Here is a 19,709-nt window from a genome sequence, read left to right on the forward strand (position 1 = left end):
AGACCACACAAGAGAGAATAAAAATGGCAGCATTTGGTACTGTGTTTATGCCGCAGATGATTCAAGCTAAGTTTTCTGACAACCAGTGGGGCGAAAGCTCAATTGTTCCTTGCGATAAGCTTGAGTTGCATGCAGGTGCGCACGTTCTTCATTATTCAAGTACATGTTTTGAAGGGCTAAAAGCCTTTCGCCACCAAGATGGCTCGGTTAATATTTTTAGAATGGACGCTAATATTGCGCGCATGCAGCAAAGTTCTAAATTGTTGAGTTTACCTGCTGTTGATGGCGAGATGCTAAAAACAATGATCATCGATATTGTTCGTGAATACGCCGATGAAACACCGCTTCCTCCTGGTTCTATGTATATTCGCCCAACCCACATTGGTACAGAAGCTGCCATTGGTAAAGCGGCGGCAGCGTCAATGAGTTCGTTGCTTTACACGCTATTATCGCCAGTGGGTGATTATTTTTCAGGTGGTGCAACTGCGTTACGTGTTTTACTTGAAGAAGATGGTATGCGCTGTGCCCCGCACATGGGTATGATCAAAAGCGGTGGTAACTATGCCAGCGCACTTGGCCCAATTTCAGCAGCACGCACTAAATATAAAGCCGACCAAATTTTATTTTGCCCAGGCGGTGATGTGCAAGAAACCGGCGCGGCAAACTTTATTTTAATTGATGGCAACGAAATCATTACTAAAGCACTTGATAGCACATTTTTACACGGTGTAACTCGTAATAGCATTTTAACTATTGCTAAAGATTTAGGTATGACGGTTAGCGAGCGCAACTTTACTGTCACTGAGCTTTTAGAGCGTGCAGCAAAACCAGGTACTGAGGCAGCACTTTCAGGCACTGCGGCAGTATTGACTCCAGTAGGTACGTTTATCCATAACGATAAAGAATACAAAGTAGGTAACGGTGAACCAGGGCCAACAACGGCACGTTTGCGCCAAGCATTGAACGACATTCAATGGGGTAAGAGCGAAGATAAACACGGTTGGTTAACTAAAATCTAATCGAGTTCTAGGGTCTGTTGACCTTTGCGGATTAAAATTTGTTCAAACTAGGGGCGGTTTAATCGCGGCGCGAGGTTTGTAACCTAGTGGGCTAAGTAAAAACCGAGCAAAGCTTCCGCGTCCTGCTCACGCCCCTTACCTACATCCATGTAGGCAACAAAGAGTAAATCGCCCCTAGGCAGAACCCTTCGGGCAGCGCCTGTTTGGCATTGATGCTGCGTTATCGCCTATTTATGGGGAATAACCACACCACATAGGCTCTGCCTTGCCTAAATACCAAACAGACTGCTGCAAATTTAACCTTGAAAGATCAACAGACCCTAATCTATTAAAAAAGCCACACTATTTAGTGTGGCTTTTTGGTTTAAGCTACAGCTTAAAACTTCATTTCAATTTTGCCGTATACATAACGGCCATTAAAACCAAATGGTGAAAAGCCCGAGTACGAGAACAAGCGAGAGAAAGTGGTTACATCGCTCACCAGCTCTCGAGTTGGATCTGGGTATACATCAAACACATTATTAGCGCCTAAGCTCAGAGTAAGGTTATTATTAAGTGCATACGCCACATCTAAATCGGTGATCCATTTAGGTTCTAACACTTCGTTACGCTCTGGATTTTCAGACGGGTCTTGTGTTTCACCGTAGCGAGTACTACGAAGTGTGGTGCGCCATTCGTTAAGTGTCCATGTTGCGCTAAGGTTGTATTTATTACGCGGTGTGCTCACTTCAAAACGACGTAGCTCGTTACCCGAGAACAAATTATCTTGCTCAACTCCAACACTTTGTAATTGTGCTGGTGGGTCAATAATATCGGTGACTTGGTTTTTACCGTAGTTGTAACCTAAGTTAAACGCTACATCACCGTAGTTGTCGGTGATTAAATTATATGAAGCCACGACGTCAACGCCACGGGTTTTGCTATCAATCGCGTTTAAGAAAAATCGACCTTGGTTAGCGCCGGTGCCCTCAAGTAAGCTTGCAACGCCTGCGCCCGATAAGTTATTTGATAACACAATACGGTCATCAATTAATATTTGGTAGTAATCAACAGATAAGCTGAAGTTGAAGTCGGTTGACCACGTAAAGCCTACCCCGTAGTTAGTAGCTTCTTCTGCGTCTAAACCTGGTGAACCTAATGCAACGGCAACATCGCTGCTTGGCGCAAAGGTACCTGTTTGTGTAGGTTCGCCATCTACAAATACAGTCGCTACCGAGGTAAAGTATTGCTGTTGTAAAGAGGGCGCTCTAAAGCCGGTTGATACAGAGCCGCGTAGTGCTAAGTCTTCTGTAAGTGTATAGCGGGTGGCAATTTTACCATTAAGCGTGTCGCCAAAATCAGAGTAGTCTTCGTAACGCGCGGCGATGGCAACATTCCAGTTATCTGTAATAAAGGCTTCTAAGTCAACGTAAAGGCTAACATTGTGGCGGCTGTTGTCACCCGCAGATTCAGGTGTGAACCCCGGGAACACTTGTGAACCTGCAGAGCCGAATGGGCCATTAACCGGATCGGTCACGGCACCACCTGGGCCAAAATTACCACGCGCATAAGAGGCTTCTTCACCTGCTTGAATTTCATACCCTTCGCGGCGATACTCAGCGCCCACTGCCACGTTAATTCCGCTGGCTAAAAAGTCAGCATCAATCTCACGGCTAAAATCAAGATTAATAGTCAGCTGATCGTAAGTTAGCGTGCCTGCATCAAAACTAGTTTGGCTACTTGGCCCATATGAAGTGTTTAAACTATTAATAACACCAAAGTTAAAGGCATCTTGGCCATATACCGCAGAAGCATCGTAGTTCCATTCATTAGCAAAGCCTTTCACACCTAAAGCCAGTGAAAAGTCATCAATGTCTGAGGTGATCACCGGCAAAAAGCCATCAGGGTATATTTCTGTAATGTTACGGCTGTCTTGGGCGCGACGATAAAAGCCACCGCCTTCACCTTCACGTTTACTGTATGAGCCAAAAGAGTAGAGCTCAGCATCGTTAGTTAGCTGATAACCGGCATTGTAAAACAGCGCAAAGTCTTCAACAGTGCCGTTACCAAAGTTATGGTTGTAACGATCCCATGTGAATTCGCGTGGGTCGAGATAGCCATCAGGTAAACGAGCGTAGTTTTCGCGTTGATCATAATCAGAGCGGTTGGTAGAACTGCGATCGCGATATTCACTAGAAATACTCAAAAAGCCGTTATCGCCTAATTCAAACCCCATATTACCTTGCAGAGTTAAGGTTTGGCCGTCGGTAAGCGAGCGGTCGCTGCCCTCAGTAAAAGCTAAGTCACCATTGGCGTCCTCAGAAACCGATTGTAACTGCGCTACACCGTCCATATCGGTAATATTTGCACCATAAACGGCACCCAAACTACCGCCACTGCTATTGCTTTTAAGAACGATATTAATCACTCCGGCAATAGCGTCTGAGCCATATTGAGCTGCGGCGCCGTCGCGTAATACTTCAATGCGTTCAATCGCGTTTGCAGGAATAGCGTTTAAATCAACTGATGACGAGCCACGACCCGTTGAGCCGTTTAAATTAAGTAGCGCGTTACTGTGGCGACGTTTACCATTTACGAGTACCAAGGTGTGATCAGGGGCTAAGCCACGTAGTTGAGCTGGGCGTACATGGTCGCTGCCATCGGTAATTGATGGCTGTGGGAAATTAAAACTTGGTAATAACGTACTTAACAGCGCATTAGTTTCTGTTTGTCCTGAACTTTTTAAGGCGTCGCCACTAATAATATCTATGGGAACAGGGCTATCTTCGACCGTGCGACCTAGTCGGCGAGAGCCAATCACACTAATTTGTTCAATGTTTTCTTGCGCCTGAGTCTCTTGCTCAGCGGCGTTAACCGTCCATGAGCCAACAAGTGCAGCTGCTATTGTTAAAGAGATGGTTTTTTTTGCTGTAAATAGTGGTGTAAGTTGCATGACTAATTTCCCTCATTCGATGCTTTACAGGTGGTTTCAATTTAATCTTTTTAAATTAATGAACTAATTGAAATTACTGTTGTCAAGGTAGACCATTTCTACAATCGAGGTCAATTGAATTACATTCAATCTACAATTTATTTACAGCGAGTAAGCAGAGGCGTTTATTATAGCGATAGCGTAAGTAGCCATTTACCATTTGATTTTGCCAATCAGTATATCTTTAAACATGACCCAATCGCCCCATAAACTGTAAAACGGGTGCTTAAATGTGGCAGGGCGGTTTTTTTCAAAAAAGAAATGCCCAACCCATGCAAAGCCATAACCAATCAGCGGTAATAACCATAACAATACGAATTGTGAGCTAATAAACGCATAGCCGGTCAAGAGCAACACTAAGCTACTGCCAATAAAATGCAGCCTGCGACAAGTTTTATTACGATGCTCTTTTAGATAGTAAGGGTAAAAGCGTTTAAAGCTGGTAAAAGATTCAGTTTCTGTCATTACTCAACCTGTTAGTGTTTAAAAGTTGTTCATCTATTTAAGCGCAACTAGGTGCAGGTTAACAGCGATAAATGACGTTTAACGCAAGTTGATAGACAAAAGCGGTAAAAGTTAATAGTTTAGACTGACTATAAATAAAATAACGGTAAAGCAATGCTTAAAAAAACACTGACATGTGCGGTTGTAATCGCACTTGCGGGTTGTTCACAACCTGCAGAAAACATCACTCAAAATGAAGTAAAAACAGCAATGAAAGCAGTAAATTCTTTAGATTACCCTGAAACTAAAAAAGGCGCTGTGGTTGACACTTACTTTGGTGAAACCGTGGCTGATCCGTATCGCTGGTTAGAAGATGATATGAGTGAAGAAACGGCTCAGTGGGTTAAAACACAAAACAAGCTTACCTTTTCGTATTTAGAGCAAGTGCCTTACAGAGACACACTTAAACAGCGCCTTGAAAAACTAATGAACTACGAAAAAATAAGCGCGCCGTTTACTGAAGGTGATTACACCTATTTTTATAAAAATGATGGCCTGCAAAACCAGTACGTTTTATACCGCAGCAAAGACGGCGGTGAAGCTGAAGTGTTCTTAGATCCTAATACTTTTAGTGAAGATGGCACCACTTCAATGTCGGGTTTATCATTTTCAGAAGATGGTTCATTGTTAGCGTACCAAATATCAGAAGGTGGTAGTGATTGGCGTAAAATCATTGTTATAGACACCGAGACCAAAGAGCAGGTAGAGCAAGCACTGGTTGATGTTAAATTTAGTGGCGTTAGCTGGCTGGCAAATGACGGTTTTTATTATTCAAGCTACGATAAGCCAGAGGGCAGTGAGCTTTCTGCAAAAACAGATCAACATAAAGTGTATTACCATAAGTTAGGTCAAGATCAAGGCGAAGATACTTTAGTATTTGGCGATACAGCAGAACAAAAGCACCGCTATGTGGGCGCTAAAGCAACCAAAGATGGTCGTTTCTTGTTTATTAGTGCCAGCGTATCAACCTCTGGTAATAAGTTATTTATTAAAGATTTAACCAAGCCAGATAGCGAATTTGTGACTGTAGTGGGTAATACCGACTCTGATACCAGCGTAATTGACAACGAAGGCAGCAAGCTATTTTTGGTTACTAACTTAAATGCACCAAATAAAAAAGTAGTGACGGTTGATGCAAGCAATCCACAGCCTGAAAACTGGCAAGATTTTATCCCAGAAACTGAAAACGTACTTAATGTAACCCTTGGCGGTAATACGTTTTTTGCCAACTACATGGTTGATGCTATTTCTAAAGTGAAACAGTACAACAAACAAGGCGAATTGATCCGCGAAATTAGTTTACCAGGCGTCGGTACGGCGAGTGGCTTTGGCGGTAAACAAGAGCAAACTACGCTTTATTATTCATTTACTAACTACAAAACGCCAGGTACAACTTACAGCTTTGACGTGCAAAGCGGTGAGTCAAAAGTGTACCGTAAATCGCGGATTGACTTTAATAGCGATAACTATACCTCTGAGCAAGTATTTTATACCTCTAAAGATGGCACTAAAGTACCGATGATTATCACTTATAAAAGTGATATTAAATTAGATGGTAGCAACCCAACTATTTTATATGGCTATGGTGGCTTTAATATAAGCTTAACACCTCGCTTTAGCTCTACAACAGCAGCTTGGCTTGAGCAAGGCGGCGTATACGCGGTGGCTAATATTCGTGGTGGTGGTGAATACGGTAAAGAGTGGCATAAAGCAGGTACACAATTGCAAAAGCAAAACGTATTTGACGACTTTATTGCTGCAGCTGAATACTTACAAGATAAAAAATACACCTCTAAAAAGCGCTTAGCACTGCGTGGTGGTTCAAACGGTGGGTTATTAGTAGGTGCTGTAATGACCCAGCGACCTGACTTGTTTCAAGTTGCGTTACCTGCGGTAGGCGTATTGGATATGCTTCGTTATCATACATTTACAGCTGGCGCTGGTTGGGCATACGATTACGGTACTAGCGACCAAAGTAAAGAAATGTTTGATTACTTAAAAGGCTACTCGCCAATTCATAACGTAAAAGCAGGGGTTGAATATCCGGCGACTATGATCACTACAGGCGATCATGATGACCGCGTTGTACCGTCGCATTCATTTAAATTTGCAGCTGAGCTTCAAGCGAATCAAGCAGGTACTAACCCTACACTTATTCGTATTGAAACCAATGCAGGCCATGGTGCAGGTACACCAACCAGTAAAATTATTGACCTTTATGCCGACATGTACGGTTTTACACTTTACAACATGGGCATTAAATCACTGTAGTGTGATTTTATAAACTAACGAAAAGCCGAGTTACGTAAGTGACTAGGCTTTTTTATGTTGACTAACCTGAGTTCAGATTAGCTAACTTATTGTATGGGGGAGAACAACCGTTGATAGGTTTTATAAGCGTATTCGTCGCTCATACCGCTTAAATAGTCACAAATAATACGCATACCTTGATTGTGTTTTTCAGCTTCAAGGTACAGTGCCTGCGTGGTTTCCGGTAATAACCGCAGCGGATCGCTGGCAAACGCAGTAAATAATTCTATGAGTAGGTTTTGCCCTTTAAATTCTATTTGCTGCATTTGTGGGTCGCGTATTAAACGCTGAAATACAAAGTGTTTGAGGATCTGTAGCACATTTTCGTATTGCTGATCTAATTTTGCGGTGTGCTTTAAAATAGGGCACTCAAATTCATCGTTTTGGGTATCTAAATGAATATGAATAATGAAGGTATTCACCAGTTCGCCTATGGCGTCTTTTCGCTCATGTTCATACTTTGAAAATAACCGCTTGGAGAGTGACTCCAGCAAAGTGTTTAACCAGTCATAGTCAAGTGCTTGTAAATGCGGCAATGCATGGGTTAGCCAATCGTCTAAACTGAGCACATCGGTAGCTATGGCATCTTCAAGATCGTGAACGGCATAAGCAATGTCATCAGCCAGTTCCATAATGGCACTGTCGAGTGATTTATAAAGGGTTTTAGCGCGATAAGCATCTGCGTGTTCTTGGCTAGATAATAACGCTTTATCACTTGCGCTAAGAGGCTCAATAATCCAATTAAATATCGCGGCATCGTCATTGTAAATACCTTTGGCTGGTCGCCAGTCATCGGCTTTAATAAATGCACGCTGTTTATTTTCTTGTGGGATATTATGCCAAAGGTTATCAATAAAAGCTGGGTACTTAATAAACCCTAACAAGGTGCGTCTAGTTAAGTTCATGCCGTAGCCGTTACTGTAGGGCTCTAGCTTAGCCACAATGCGCAGTGTTTGTGCGTTACCCTCAAAGCCACCATGATCACGCATCATATAGTTAAGTGCAATTTCGCCGCCATGCCCAAACGGTGGATGGCCTATATCGTGGGCTAAACATAAGGTTTCGAGTAATCCGGTTGATGGAAAATGCGCAAAGCTTGGATGCTGAGCTTTTAAGTGGCGTAATATGCCGGTGCCTATTTGCGAGACTTCTAATGAATGGGTAAGGCGAGTGCGGTAAAAGTCGTTTAAGCCAATGCCCATTATTTGGGTTTTAGCTTGAAGGCGCCTAAATGCAGCAGCATGAATGATTCGTGAGCGGTCTATTTGCCAAGCAGAGCGGTTATCGTTAGGGCGGTGCTTATATTGCTCAATTATTCTATTTTGCCACTGTTTATCCATGTCACAACCTATCATTTCATTTACGACTTTAACGCTTAGTATATTATAAATAGCCTACAATAGGCGTATGAATTTTATTCAGTTGTTCGGTATTCGCGTTTATAAAGTGGCTTAGGTATAATGTAGTTTCGTATGTATGTGACTACACCATACATAACTTAGAGTTTAATTGAGATAATACATGTTAAAAACTATTTTTCAGTTGTTGTTAGCCGCCGTTGCTATTTGGGCACTTACTCATCCGTTTATTGATACAGATGGATTGGTTTCAGATGAACAAACCAGCACTAGCGACATTAAAAAACAGAAGAAGAAAGAAAAACCATTGCACAGCGTTAAGTTGCCAAAGTTCTCAGAATTCACTGATGTGAAAGAGAAAAAGCATGCGTTTTTTAACTTCATTAAGCCCCATGTAGAAGCCGAAAACAAAAAGATTTTACAGCAACGTGCAAACCTTGAAATTGCACGCATGATGCTAGAGCACGACGAGCCGCTTAGTAAAAAACAAGCGAGTGATATTAAAAAAATACTTAAATCGTACGGCTTATCTGAAACCTTAGATACCATTACCCTCAGCCAAGCACTGCGCCGTGTAGATATTATTCCTAAAGAAATGGCCTTAATGCAAGCGGCCAATGAGTCGGCATGGGGTACCTCACGTTTTGCCCGTATTGGCTTAAACTTTTTTGGCCAATGGTGCTATAAAAAAGGCTGTGGCATGGTACCAAGAAGACGCAACAGCGATGCAGAACACGAAGTGGCGGCATTTAAATCGGTTCGCGCAGCAGTAAGCTCTTATTTTAGAAATATTAATACTCACAATGCTTACAAAGAGTTACGTACTATTCGTGAAGACTTACGTGCACAGCAAAAGCCAATTTTAGCGACTAAATTAACGTATGGTTTAATGTCTTACTCTGAACGTGGTGAAGCGTACATTGAAGAACTAAATACTATGATTAATCAAAACCGAGCGTACTTTGATGAATAAAATGGTATTAAAATTAGTTACAGCCAGCTTTTTAGCCGTAGCGGCTAGTAGTGCGGTTGCTAAAGAGTTTGTGATGTCGTATGACGGTTTTTACGACCGTTTAAAAGTGGTAAACAAAGGGGACTTTCAGTACGCCCGCGTAAACTTTTACATTAGCGATATTGGTACTAACGAAGTATGTAGTATTAAAAGCGGTACTATTTTAACTGAAAAGAATGAGTACCCGCTTAATTATACCGACAAAGCACAATTGCTATTACCATACGACAAACAGCTAGATACCGATAAAGCCGTAATTGTGGTTCAGCCACAAAATCCGGTTCACGATTGTCAGTTAAAGTTACAAATAGAAGCTAACGAGCTTGAGGGTCTAGCGTTATCAAAGCAATCGTTATTAGTTATTAATAATGAGCTTGAAGAGCTATTAACAGACCTATCTGGCTTTTTTGTTAGCAAACTAATGTGGTTTTTATTGCCTGAACAAAAAGGCGTGGTTGTTACCTTTAAAGCCCCAAAGCAATTTGATGATGAGCGTATAACGTGCGAAAAGTCAGTGTGCTATTTTGAAGTAACCGATAGCTGGGAAGATAACACAACCGTATTAGCTGATATTAACGAGGTTGTTAAAGTAACGCCTTGGATCAGTAAGTAACCATAAAAATAGTAAACGTATAAAAGCGGCATCCATTATTATGCCGTTTTTTTTATGACTAAATGATGGCAGAGGGGGCTTTTGCTAATAGGCTTTTTTCATCATGGGTGACCACTTTATTTCGGCCTGTTTCTTTAGCAAGATAAAGCCGTTTATCGGCTTGTAACAACAGGGCTTGCATATCTAGCTCGCGCACTAACATGCTACTTACCCCAGCACTTACAGACAGTGCAATGCTGTGGCCATTAAAATAAAACGGGTATTCATTAATACTACTGCAAAGCTTTTGAGCTAACTGCCTAGCTTGCGCTAAGTTTTGTTGATTAAGAAAAATAGCAAACTCTTCGCCGCCAATACGAGCAGTAACACCAAGCTCAAAAAACAATTCGTTAATATGTTGTGCAATCCACTTTATCGCTTCATCGCCGGTTTCATGGCCGTATTGGTCGTTCACTTGTTTAAATAGGTCAATATCGAGCATGATCAACGACACTCTGCTGTTAAGAGGCGCGGTTTTAGTTATTTTTTTACATAAACGAAAAAATCCACGCCTATTTAAAAGCTGTGTTAACGGGTCGTGATTCGCTAGATTAATTAGTCTAGATTCAGCATTAGCAAACTTAATAAAAGGCAAAATTAGCGCACTGGCGGTGGTTAAAAATAAATGCGTTACTAATAACAGCTGTAAACCTGACGCTAGGCTGGCTTGACTGATTTTACTTGAGTAGAGCAAAACAAGAAGTACAACTTGCAACAGCATTACCACACTGTGAAGTGCAAAACAGGCTATGAGTAAGCGTTGTTGTACTACAGCAACACTTGGGGTTTTAATCATTAAATACGCAGCGTAACTAAATAATACAGCAGTAATAATACTGGTAATAATTTGCCCTGCATCAATAAGGTACACTGCAAGTAAAAGCGTACAGCACATGGCGCAGGCATAGTATAAAGGCGTTACTTTTATCGCGGGCGCTTGGCTTTGTGGTATTAACCCTAAAATAACCAGTAATGGGCTTAAAATAATAAAAACGTAAGCAAAAAAGTGGGTTAACAGGGGGAAGTCAATAAAGTCTCTTAAACCTATTAATGCAATAGCGGTAATAAATGAGCAACAGGCAGTAGCAAAATAAAAATAGCAAGGTTGCTTTTTGTATCTATAAACAGAAAAAAAGAACACAGCAATAAATAAGTTAAGAATAAAACAGAGGCTAATTAATGTAGGTAAATGAAGCATGTTCAAGGGGCTCTTTTAGCTAAGGGAAGGTGTTTATACAACAATAAGTATTAGGTAGTAACACTAAAATAGCAAGGGGGTAAAAAGTATTAACTTTTACCCCCTACTACAAACTTAACCCGTTAAGGTCAGTGCTAAACTAAACTTTTTAATGCAGCGTCTATTTTAGTGAAATGAAAACGGTAGTTATGGTCTAAGGCTTTTTTAGGCACCACATACTGACCGGTAGTAAGTAAGTCAGCCATTTCACCCATTAATATATTAAGCACCCCAGCTGGCATAGGCATAAACGTAGGGCGTGACAATGCTTTTCCTAATGATTTACTAAACTGCTTGTTACTTACCGGCTCAGGAGCTGTGGCGTTGATAGCACCAGATATTTCACTATTACGAATTAAAAATAAAATCAGTTGCACCATGTCATCAATGTGGATCCAAGACATACCTTGCTCACCATGGCCAATTGGCCCACCTACGCAAAGTTTAAAGGCGGGTAACATTTTACCCAGCGCGCCGCCTTTTTTAGCCAGTACAATACCGGTACGCAATAAGCACACACGGGTGTCGTCAGATTCAGCCTGTAAAGCTGCTTGCTCCCAATCTTTACAAAGTTGATGGCTAAATTCATCGTGAGGCTCGGTATTGTTTTCATCAACTAGGCTGTCGCCTTGGCGACCATAATAACCAATTGCACTGCCAGATATAAAAGTATGCGGCGGAGTATGGCATTGATTTATAGCATCACTAATTGCTTGCGTGACAATAATTCGGCTATCGCGAATAACCGCTTTTTGTTTATCACTCCAACGTTTATTAACAATAGGCTCGCCGGCTAAATTAATAACCACGTCAACGGTATTAAAATCAACATCCTCAAGGCTATCAATAGCGTTAACCTGATGCCCTAACAATACTTTTGCTTTGGTTGGGTTTCTGCTAAGCACTGTAACGTCGTGGTGATGCAACAAGAAGGGGCAAAGGTGCCTACCAATTAAGCCTGTGGCGCCAGTAAAAAATATATGCATTGCAACTCCAAAATTATAAATAAAGCAGGATGTTTAAAATTTATACTCTCCAGCTCAACGATTTGCAAACTTATACGTACCAATAATTTTTATGATCACCTAGGGTCTGTTGGTCTTTGCGGATTAATATTTGTTCAAACTAGGGGCAATTTAATCGCGGCGCGAGGTTTGTAACCTAGTGGGCTCGATAACTGCTCCTGCGTTATTCTACTGGCTTACATCCATGTAAGAATAAGTAAAAACCGAGCAAAGCTTCCGCGTCCTGCTCAAGCTCCTTACCTACATCCATGTAGGCAACAAAGAATTAATTGCCCCTAGGCAGAACCCTATGGGCAGCGCCTGTTTGGCATTAATGCTACGTTATCGCCTATTTATGGGGAACAACCACACCACATAGGCTCTGCCTTGCCTTAATACCAAAAAGACGGCTGCAAATCTAATCTTGAAAGGCCAACAGACCCTTAAACATTTCATTCTATTAGCTTTTGCCTTACACTAAAGCCAAATAACAGCAATAGGATAATGGTATTGGCAAGTTTAACTGGGGTAAATAAAAGCTTAATAATTTTTGCCGCTTTGGTAATTGTGCTAGCGGGTGTTAAAGCCGCAAGCGCTATTGTTATTCCGTTTATTTTGGCAGCATTTATAGCCATAATTTGTAGCCCACTCATTAATTTTTTTGCTCGTTACCGTATTCCAAAAGGCATAGCGGTAGTGCTTGTAGTGCTTATTATTATGGGCTTAGGGGTTAGCTTAGGCGGTTTAGTAGGTCAGTCGGTTAATGACTTTTCAAAGCAGTTACCTGAATACAAAGCACAGTTAAAAGAAGAATTTGTATGGCTGGTTGATATGGCCTCGCAATACAATATTTTAATTAATAAAGAACAAATTTTGTCTATGTTTGATCCTGGCAAAATGGTTGATGTTGCCACCAATATGCTAACGGGTTTAGGTAGCGTAATGGCCAATATGTTTTTAATTATTTTAACAGTTGTTTTTATGCTGTTTGAAGGGCCGATACTTGGCAAAAAAATTCATTTAGCACTGGACGATCCCGACAGCAAAATTAAGCAAATTGACCGTTTTTTAGACTCTATTAACTCTTATTTAGCCATTAAAACCTTAGTGAGTTTAGCTACCGGTGTAATTGCTGGTTTTTACCTGTGGATACTCGATGTTGATTATTTTGTACTATGGGGCGTATTGGCATTTATGCTTAATTACATTCCTAACATTGGTTCAATCATTGCAGCTGTGCCAGCACTGTTACTGGCGCTTATTACGCAAGGTCCATTAGTGGCAGGGCTCGTCGGCGCGGGTTATTTAACTATTAATACCGTTATGGGTAATATTGTAGAGCCAAAATATATGGGTAAAGGCCTCGGGCTTTCTACCTTAGTGGTGTTCTTATCATTAATATTTTGGGGCTGGTTATTAGGCTCTGTGGGTATGCTGCTATCAGTGCCGTTAACCATGATTGTAAAAATAGCGCTAGAAGCCAGTGATGAAGGGCGTTGGTTAGCTACCATGCTTGGAACAGGTGAAGAAACCGTTATTAAATCAGAAGACTAATACCTTACAAAGGCGTGCCTACATAGCACGCCTTTTAAAAAACCTAAGCATCTATTAAATTAGCTAATGCGCTATCTACAGCGTTTATAGCCCCCTCTAAATAGCCAGCTTCTTGCTGTGCAAACTCACTTCCCACAAAATGCACTTGTAACTGTTTAAGCTGCTCGCTAAGCCCTGAAAAATTGAATTCAGGATGCTGCGATACACCTATTTGGTCATCTTTGTTGGCAACAAATTCATCCTCAGCCCAATCCTTTATAATGCAGCTTTTCGCTGTATAGGCTTGTTCACCGTAAAAATAGCTGAGCTGTTCAAGGCAAGCCTGAGTTAATTGTTCTCTGGTTACTTTAATGCGCTGCAAGTAAGGCACGCCAATAAAGCCGAACAAAGCAGGGTGAGAATGCTCACTTGCTGACGCATCATGAACTTCTACCAATGGGCCTACTCGGCTAAAGCATTGTCCCGATAAATTTTTATCTCGCCAAAAAGCGTGCTCAAAAGTGGCAATAAACTTTGCTTGGCCAGCCATCCACGTAGGCACCGACGCTAAACGCTGTGCTAAGCCATTATCAGCCCATAAATGCGGGGTTAAATGTTGGCTGATCATTCTAGGCGGTAACGCCAACAGTAACTGATGGCAAGTATAGTGTTGCGAACTCCCTTGGTAATTAGCGCTTATATGCCAGCCATCGGAGAGCTTTTTCACTTCGTTAACAGCGTGCTCTAATTTAACGGTGTTTGGCTCAAGCTGCTGATAAAGCGCATTGATAAGCTCGTCCATACCGTTTTGTATTCTAAATAACTGCATTTCGCCAGCCCCTGCAATTTGCTGTGCAGGAGCGGTTTGTGATGCTTGATACAGCACATCGCCTTGGGTGTATTGCTCAAACACAGGGATGTTTAAAGCAGCAACTAACTTTTGAATATTAGGCTGGTGCGGAAATATCCAGGTAGGGCCTAAATCGTGGCCAATGGTGTTGTTGGTCGGTAAATAATGAGACGCAATTCTACCGCCCAAACTGGCTTTAGCCTCTAATAATAAAAACGGAATATCACGTTTTTTAAGGTTGTAAGCAGCATATAAGCCCGCTAAGCCACCACCAATAATAACCACAGGTTTATGCATTTTAAATCACTTTAGCTAAATCAATCTACTGATAGGTAGTTTGTGTTTTTTATACAGATTTGTCAAAACGTATTATGGTCTAAGTGAGGAAGCTTTAGTGTGCACTCATATTCAGGAAAATGAGCCAAGCATACACATAGATCTAATTAACTCCGCTTTAAAATAATAAAAACTTAATGATAGTAATATGTTAGCTAATTTGTTAAAACTATATAACAAAAAATGAATGCTGCTTTGGTAGAGATATACACGAATCGCGCAGTATAAAATTGTTAGCTGCTTTTGGAAAGAATCATGGATGTAATAGATATAAAAACATTTATCCCAAGTAAGGATTTCGAAATTTCAAAGTCTTTCTACTCGGAAATTGGATTCAAATCAGAATACGTAACCGATGATCTCACACTTTTTGAAAACGGTGATTGTCTTTTCTTTTTGCAGCGCTTTTACAATGAAGATTTGGCCAAAAATTTTATGTTGCAAATCTGCGTTTCAAACATCTATGAAGCGTATGAGTTATGCTCTAAATCCGAACACAAAACAAAGATTACCCCAATCAGACATGAAGCTTGGGGTAAGGTCTTTTATTTATTAGGGCCAGTGGGTGAACTGTTGCATATCACGCAGCTGGGCAGCTAACAAAACGCTGTTGGGGCTCCCTTTGGTCGCTGGCCGTTAACACGTGGGTTGACTCGCTTCGCTCGGATTTTAGCCCACGAGCTTATTATTCAATAAAAGTAATGTAGACACCCATTTTAAAGCACAAAATAGAAAACACCCTTTAAAGGTGTTGATATTTTATAGACTTAAACAATATTTATTAAGCTTTCTATGCAGTGCGCCAAGACACTACAAACAGCAACTGTCCCCATGATCGTTTTTGATGCAAATCAAATTTTAGTACAGATAGTTCTGTTTCAATGGAGATGAAGAGTGATATTAGTTTTGTTTTTTATGTTTCTATCTTTTTTTAGATGGTGTTACCTTTACTTCATCTTAGTTAAGTTAAAAAGAAATAGAGCAACAGTTATCAGGATCGATATTGTAATATTGTTGGTGCAAGTATACGTGGCAGTCTGTCTTGAAAACTCGACTTATTTTTTATCGGGCGCTGGGTTTGCTTTTGTTCTCATCGCAACGGTTGAAAGTATGATGCTAAGAAAAAAATCATCAGAATAGTAGCAAGATCGTTCCTAATTTTTTAAGAAGCTGAATTAATTCCACTTAAGCCTCAGACCACTATGGCAATATTTAAACATAGTATGGTTAGAAGTAATTAAATTTCCGCACTTGTTCTGGTAACTTAAAACGACACTGATACCACTAAAGTTAATCAAGGAAATTAAACTATAAAACTTTTTAAAAGATAAAAATGACAGCACTAGTTTATTGGCGAGAATGATTGATAGAGTTTGTATCTGAAAGTAATATTTTAGAATAAATACTGAACAAAAGAGTAAAGTTTCTACATGTTTTGCTAAAAGCAGTATTCGTTAATAGGATTTTATTAAAATGAGTGAGGGAATATACATTCAGTTAGTTGCTATTCTGGCAGCTTTAGGCTGGACCTTTTTACAGGTTTGTTGCCTGTTTATCGCTACACAATGTGTTTTTGGAATTGTGAATTTGGGATCTAATAGCTCAAGTATTCGTGAGAAAATATTACTGCATGCTGTTTCGGGAGCTTTTTACTCTTTGTTTATACTGCCATTTATTTCGTTAGTGATGTTTTACTTTGCCACGTTCAATATTCAAGGCTGGTATGAACTCAAACCGTCAATTTGGGTGTTTGCAAGTTGGTGCGGCGGATTGTTTATGTTCTTTTTTTTCATATCCTTAACGGAATGGTTTGTGCGATCTAGTAAAAATAAACAAAAGAAACGTATGAATAACGATAATTAATATTAAATCAGCCCTTAATTTTGTACCTTCAAATGCTTTATAAGTGGGTTTTATTCAGTATTAATTATATGTAGTGCCTAAGCGCATTCTTATCAAAGTTTATCAGTTGTTTATGCTTTTGCTGCTATCTTTATTTATTACCAGTTCAAATCGCAAATAATATAAACAAGAATAAGGGCAAAAAACTAAAATGACTCAAAATAATAAAATTAACTATATTGAAATTCCTGCACAAAATATTGCAGCTACTAAGGCCTTTTTTAGTGACGTGTTTGGCTGGTCATTTGTAGATTATGGCCCAGAATACTGTAGCTTTGTCGCACAAGGGGTTGATGGTGGTTTCTTTAAATCTGACTTGGTTGTTGCAACTAAAAATGGAAGCCCGTTAATTGTGTTATACAGTAATGACCTTGAAGCGACTCAAAATAAAATTGAGCAAGCTGGAGGTAAAATAATTAAGCCTACATTTTCATTTCCAGGTGGTAGACGATTTCACTTTAGCGACCCAAATGGAAATGAATTTGCGGTATGGTCAGAGTAGTCACACTGCAAACTATATAAATACAAAAATGCAGCCTTTAAGGCTGCACTTCCAAAACACTAACCACTAAATTAGCAAGCTTCAACACATAATGTTTAATTAGGAGCTGGTTAAAGCCCCATTTTAAGCTGCTGAATGAATTGCTCTATCATTGCTATTTCACACTCTTTATAAGTTACTACAGCTTCTGGTGAATTAGGCTGTTTTAACATATAACGCCACTGGCAACTTTTTTGAATGTACTTGTCTTTGGCGTTAAGACTTTGCTTAAACAATGATAAAATGTAGGTGTTACCAGTTTCACTTTCTAATTCGGCCAGTTCAAAGGTGCGCTTTTGGATCCAGCTGTCTTGTTGCTGTTGCACTTTATTTAATTTGGCATCTAAACATTGTGTGTAATCTTTAATTTGCTCGGGCAGGGCGTTGCTTTGTAATGTACACTCTTGCTCAGCAGCCATACTTGTCTGTGCCCATAACAATAAAAGGCTTAAGCTAAAAAAAAGGATGTAGTTATTTTTTTTCATGGTAATTAAACTCGAGAATAAATTTTGCACCGCCTAAACGTTGCGACTGAGATATAGTTAATAGGCCGTGATATGACTTAACCAAGTCAGATACAATGGCCATACCCACACCGTGGCCGCTTTCGTAGGTATCAAGTCGGGTACCGCGTTTAAGTAGCGATTCACGTTTATCTGGCTGAATACCTGGGCCGTCATCACAAATACTAATCGTGAGTGTTTTAGCTTGTGAAACGTCAATACTGACTTGGGAGCGACAGGCTTTGCAGGCATTATCTATTAAGTTGCCTAATAACTCCATTAAATCGGTTTTATCGCCTAAAAAGTAATCTTTATCGCTCACTTGGCAGTTAAATATAATGTCTTTATCGCGGTATACTTTACTCATTGCGCTTAAGATAGAATCGATAACCGGCTTGATGGGGGTTTGTTTTTTCCATGTATCGGAAGCACCCGTGGCTGCACGTTTTAATTGGTGCTCGATCATCACATTAATTCTGTCGAGTTGTTCTTGTGCATCTGCATCGTTAGCTAATGGGCTTGATTTTAAAACAGCTAACGGCGTTTTAAGTGCATGGGCTAAATCGCTAAGAGAGGCGCGGTATCGCTCTTTTTGGCGCTGTTGCGACTCTAATAGTAAATTTAGGTCGGCTTTAATGGTTTGCAGTTCAACGGGGTATAAGCCTTTAATTTCTTGAATATCGCCTGATTCAATGGCTTTTATTTCTTTATCTAGACGTTGCAGAGGTCGTGCACTCCAAATAAAACCAATGGCCATTAACCCTGCAATGGCAATCCCCATTATAAACATCCAATCGACTAAGGTTTGCTTAAAGCCATCCATTAAACGCAGTAGGGCATCGTTACGTTTTAATAAAATAAAGCGTGCTTGCTCTGATTGGTCAATATTATTAAGTATTACCGTCAAACTTAATTGCCAATAGGCAGTGTTGTTATATACCACACGTCTAAAGTCGGCGGCGCCTGCTTTGGGCTCTATATATTGGGGAACAAAGTTAACGTTAACCGCCGACTCAGAATGCCAAATAGGCACGTCGTCACGGTATATCATGGCGTAGGTGTCTGAGTTTAAATTGTTGAGTTCGGGGGTTAATATAGAGCTGGGCATAATAATACCGCGCTCGGTAAAATCAACTTCGGAAATAAGTGAATACAGGTGTGCTTCGAGGTTTTTTTCGGTGGCATCAACAAGTGACGCATAATATGCCTTACCTATAGAGTAAAACAAAATGGGTAGGGCGACTAACAAAACAAAGACAAGGATAAAACCTTGCCTTATTTTTAACGAAATTTGCGGTGCTACCACTGGCTTTTAAGCCTGTAACCACGTCCGCGTAATGTTTCCACTGGGTTAAGCACGCCATCTGGGTCGAGTTTTTTACGCAAACGTAGTACAAACACTTCAATAACGTTCGAATCAAGGTCGAAGTCTTGATCGTAAATATGCTCTGTAAGCTCAGACTTTGAAATTACTTTTTGTGGATTAACCATTAAGTATTCAAGTACTTTGTACTCATACGCGGTTAAGCTCAGCTCTTTGTCGTTTACCCATACTTGTTGTGAACGGGTATGAATTTTAATAGGGCCTGCTGTCATTTCAGGGTTTGCTTTACCTGCACTGCGACGAATAAGCGCATTACAGCGAGCAATTAGCTCTTCCACATGAAATGGCTTAGTTAGATAGTCATCGGCACCGGCATCTAGGCCTTCTACTTTGTCTTGCCAGCGATCGCGCGCGGTTAAGATCAAAATAGGAATAGTCACCCCTTGGGCACGTGCTTTATTTATTAACTCAATACCGTCTATTTTAGGTAGGCCTAAATCAACTACAGCCATGTCTAAAGGGTATTCAGTGATGTGAAAAAGGCCAGCCTCACCGTCGTGACATAAATCAACGCTGTAACGCTCTTTTTCTAATGCATTGCGCAGGTTGTCTGCCAAATGTAAATCATCTTCTATTACTAAAATTCGCATTGG

17 protein-coding genes are annotated in these 19,709 nt (G+C 40.5%); 8 read left to right on the forward strand and 9 right to left on the reverse strand.

Annotation, left to right across the window (positions count from 1 at the left end; translation table 11 throughout):
* Positions 1 to 17: 17 nt before the first annotated feature.
* On the forward strand, positions 18 to 1,019 hold the full coding sequence (locus BW139_RS02750; protein WP_303047070.1) for a branched-chain amino acid aminotransferase: 1,002 nt from the start codon (positions 18 to 20) through the stop codon (positions 1,017 to 1,019).
* Between the two features lie 376 nt (positions 1,020 to 1,395).
* Here BW139_RS02750 and BW139_RS02755 read toward each other — a convergent pair whose 3' ends face one another.
* Both BW139_RS02755 and BW139_RS02760 read right to left on the reverse strand, forming a co-directional pair.
* Entirely contained in the window at positions 1,396 to 3,951 is a 2,556-nt protein-coding gene (locus BW139_RS02755) for a TonB-dependent siderophore receptor (RefSeq protein WP_076918585.1), read from the reverse strand.
* 192 nt (positions 3,952 to 4,143) lie between these two features.
* The gene (locus BW139_RS02760) at positions 4,144 to 4,455 is read right to left on the reverse strand and encodes a DUF962 domain-containing protein (protein ID WP_076918586.1); all 312 of its coding nucleotides are present in this window, start codon (positions 4,453 to 4,455) and stop codon (positions 4,144 to 4,146) included.
* Between the two features lie 153 nt (positions 4,456 to 4,608).
* Between BW139_RS02760 and BW139_RS02765 the strand changes: the two genes are divergently transcribed.
* Positions 4,609 to 6,765: a prolyl oligopeptidase family protein gene (locus tag BW139_RS02765; protein WP_076918587.1), complete on the forward strand. Its 2,157-nt coding sequence runs from the start codon at positions 4,609 to 4,611 to the stop codon at positions 6,763 to 6,765.
* An 86-nt stretch (positions 6,766 to 6,851) separates the two neighbouring features.
* On the opposite strand, the gene BW139_RS02770 is transcribed toward BW139_RS02765, so the two are convergent.
* Positions 6,852 to 8,144 carry an anti-phage deoxyguanosine triphosphatase gene (locus BW139_RS02770; RefSeq protein WP_076918588.1) on the reverse strand — a complete coding sequence of 431 codons (1,293 nt, stop codon included), beginning with the start codon at positions 8,142 to 8,144 and terminating at the stop codon, positions 6,852 to 6,854.
* 181 nt (positions 8,145 to 8,325) lie between these two features.
* Between BW139_RS02770 and BW139_RS02775 the strand changes: the two genes are divergently transcribed.
* Together BW139_RS02775 and BW139_RS02780 are read left to right on the forward strand one after the other, a co-directional pair.
* Positions 8,326 to 9,135: a glucosaminidase domain-containing protein gene (locus BW139_RS02775; RefSeq protein ID WP_076918589.1), complete on the forward strand. Its 810-nt coding sequence runs from the start codon at positions 8,326 to 8,328 to the stop codon at positions 9,133 to 9,135.
* On the forward strand, positions 9,128 to 9,787 hold the full coding sequence (locus tag BW139_RS02780; RefSeq protein ID WP_303047068.1) for a DUF2987 domain-containing protein: 660 nt from the start codon (positions 9,128 to 9,130) through the stop codon (positions 9,785 to 9,787). Before BW139_RS02775 ends, BW139_RS02780 begins: the two co-directional genes overlap by 8 nt.
* A gap of 58 nt (positions 9,788 to 9,845) precedes the next feature.
* Here the strand turns inward: BW139_RS02780 and BW139_RS02785 are convergent, their stop codons facing one another.
* The gene (locus tag BW139_RS02785; RefSeq protein WP_076918590.1) at positions 9,846 to 11,024 is read right to left on the reverse strand and encodes a GGDEF domain-containing protein; all 1,179 of its coding nucleotides are present in this window, start codon (positions 11,022 to 11,024) and stop codon (positions 9,846 to 9,848) included.
* Between the two features lie 134 nt (positions 11,025 to 11,158).
* Positions 11,159 to 12,049, reverse strand: a complete 891-nt coding sequence (locus tag BW139_RS02790; RefSeq protein ID WP_076918591.1) for a TIGR01777 family oxidoreductase — start codon at positions 12,047 to 12,049, stop codon at positions 11,159 to 11,161.
* A gap of 528 nt (positions 12,050 to 12,577) precedes the next feature.
* Between BW139_RS02790 and BW139_RS02795 the strand changes: the two genes are divergently transcribed.
* Positions 12,578 to 13,621 (forward strand): AI-2E family transporter, encoded by a 1,044-nt coding sequence (locus tag BW139_RS02795; RefSeq protein ID WP_076918692.1) that lies wholly within the window; start codon positions 12,578 to 12,580, stop codon positions 13,619 to 13,621.
* A 43-nt stretch (positions 13,622 to 13,664) separates the two neighbouring features.
* On the opposite strand, the gene BW139_RS02800 is transcribed toward BW139_RS02795, so the two are convergent.
* Positions 13,665 to 14,747 (reverse strand): FAD-dependent oxidoreductase, encoded by a 1,083-nt coding sequence (locus BW139_RS02800; RefSeq protein WP_076918592.1) that lies wholly within the window; start codon positions 14,745 to 14,747, stop codon positions 13,665 to 13,667.
* 294 nt (positions 14,748 to 15,041) lie between these two features.
* On the opposite strand from BW139_RS02800, the gene BW139_RS02805 reads away from it, so the two are divergent.
* The 3 genes from BW139_RS02805 to BW139_RS02815 all read left to right on the forward strand — a co-directional run bounded on the left by BW139_RS02805 (position 15,042) and on the right by BW139_RS02815 (position 17,190).
* Entirely contained in the window at positions 15,042 to 15,386 is a 345-nt protein-coding gene (locus tag BW139_RS02805; RefSeq protein ID WP_076918593.1) for a lactoylglutathione lyase, read from the forward strand.
* Between the two features lie 873 nt (positions 15,387 to 16,259).
* Entirely contained in the window at positions 16,260 to 16,649 is a 390-nt protein-coding gene (locus BW139_RS02810; protein ID WP_076918594.1) for a hypothetical protein, read from the forward strand.
* Between the two features lie 190 nt (positions 16,650 to 16,839).
* Entirely contained in the window at positions 16,840 to 17,190 is a 351-nt protein-coding gene (locus BW139_RS02815) for a VOC family protein (RefSeq protein ID WP_076918595.1), read from the forward strand.
* A gap of 110 nt (positions 17,191 to 17,300) precedes the next feature.
* On the opposite strand, the gene BW139_RS02820 is transcribed toward BW139_RS02815, so the two are convergent.
* Genes BW139_RS02820 through BW139_RS02830 form a run of 3 tightly spaced genes read right to left on the reverse strand, consistent with a single transcriptional unit; the run spans position 17,301 to position 19,706 of the window.
* The gene (locus BW139_RS02820; protein WP_254844937.1) at positions 17,301 to 17,648 is read right to left on the reverse strand and encodes a hypothetical protein; all 348 of its coding nucleotides are present in this window, start codon (positions 17,646 to 17,648) and stop codon (positions 17,301 to 17,303) included.
* A gap of 52 nt (positions 17,649 to 17,700) precedes the next feature.
* Positions 17,701 to 19,038, reverse strand: a complete 1,338-nt coding sequence (locus BW139_RS02825; protein ID WP_076918597.1) for an ATP-binding protein — start codon at positions 19,036 to 19,038, stop codon at positions 17,701 to 17,703.
* On the reverse strand, positions 19,032 to 19,706 hold the full coding sequence (locus BW139_RS02830; RefSeq protein WP_010390247.1) for a response regulator transcription factor: 675 nt from the start codon (positions 19,704 to 19,706) through the stop codon (positions 19,032 to 19,034). Before BW139_RS02830 ends, BW139_RS02825 begins: the two co-directional genes overlap by 7 nt.
* Positions 19,707 to 19,709: the final 3 nt, after the last annotated feature.

This window comes from Pseudoalteromonas sp. SK18, assembly GCF_001974855.1.
Lineage (GTDB): Bacteria > Pseudomonadota > Gammaproteobacteria > Enterobacterales > Alteromonadaceae > Pseudoalteromonas.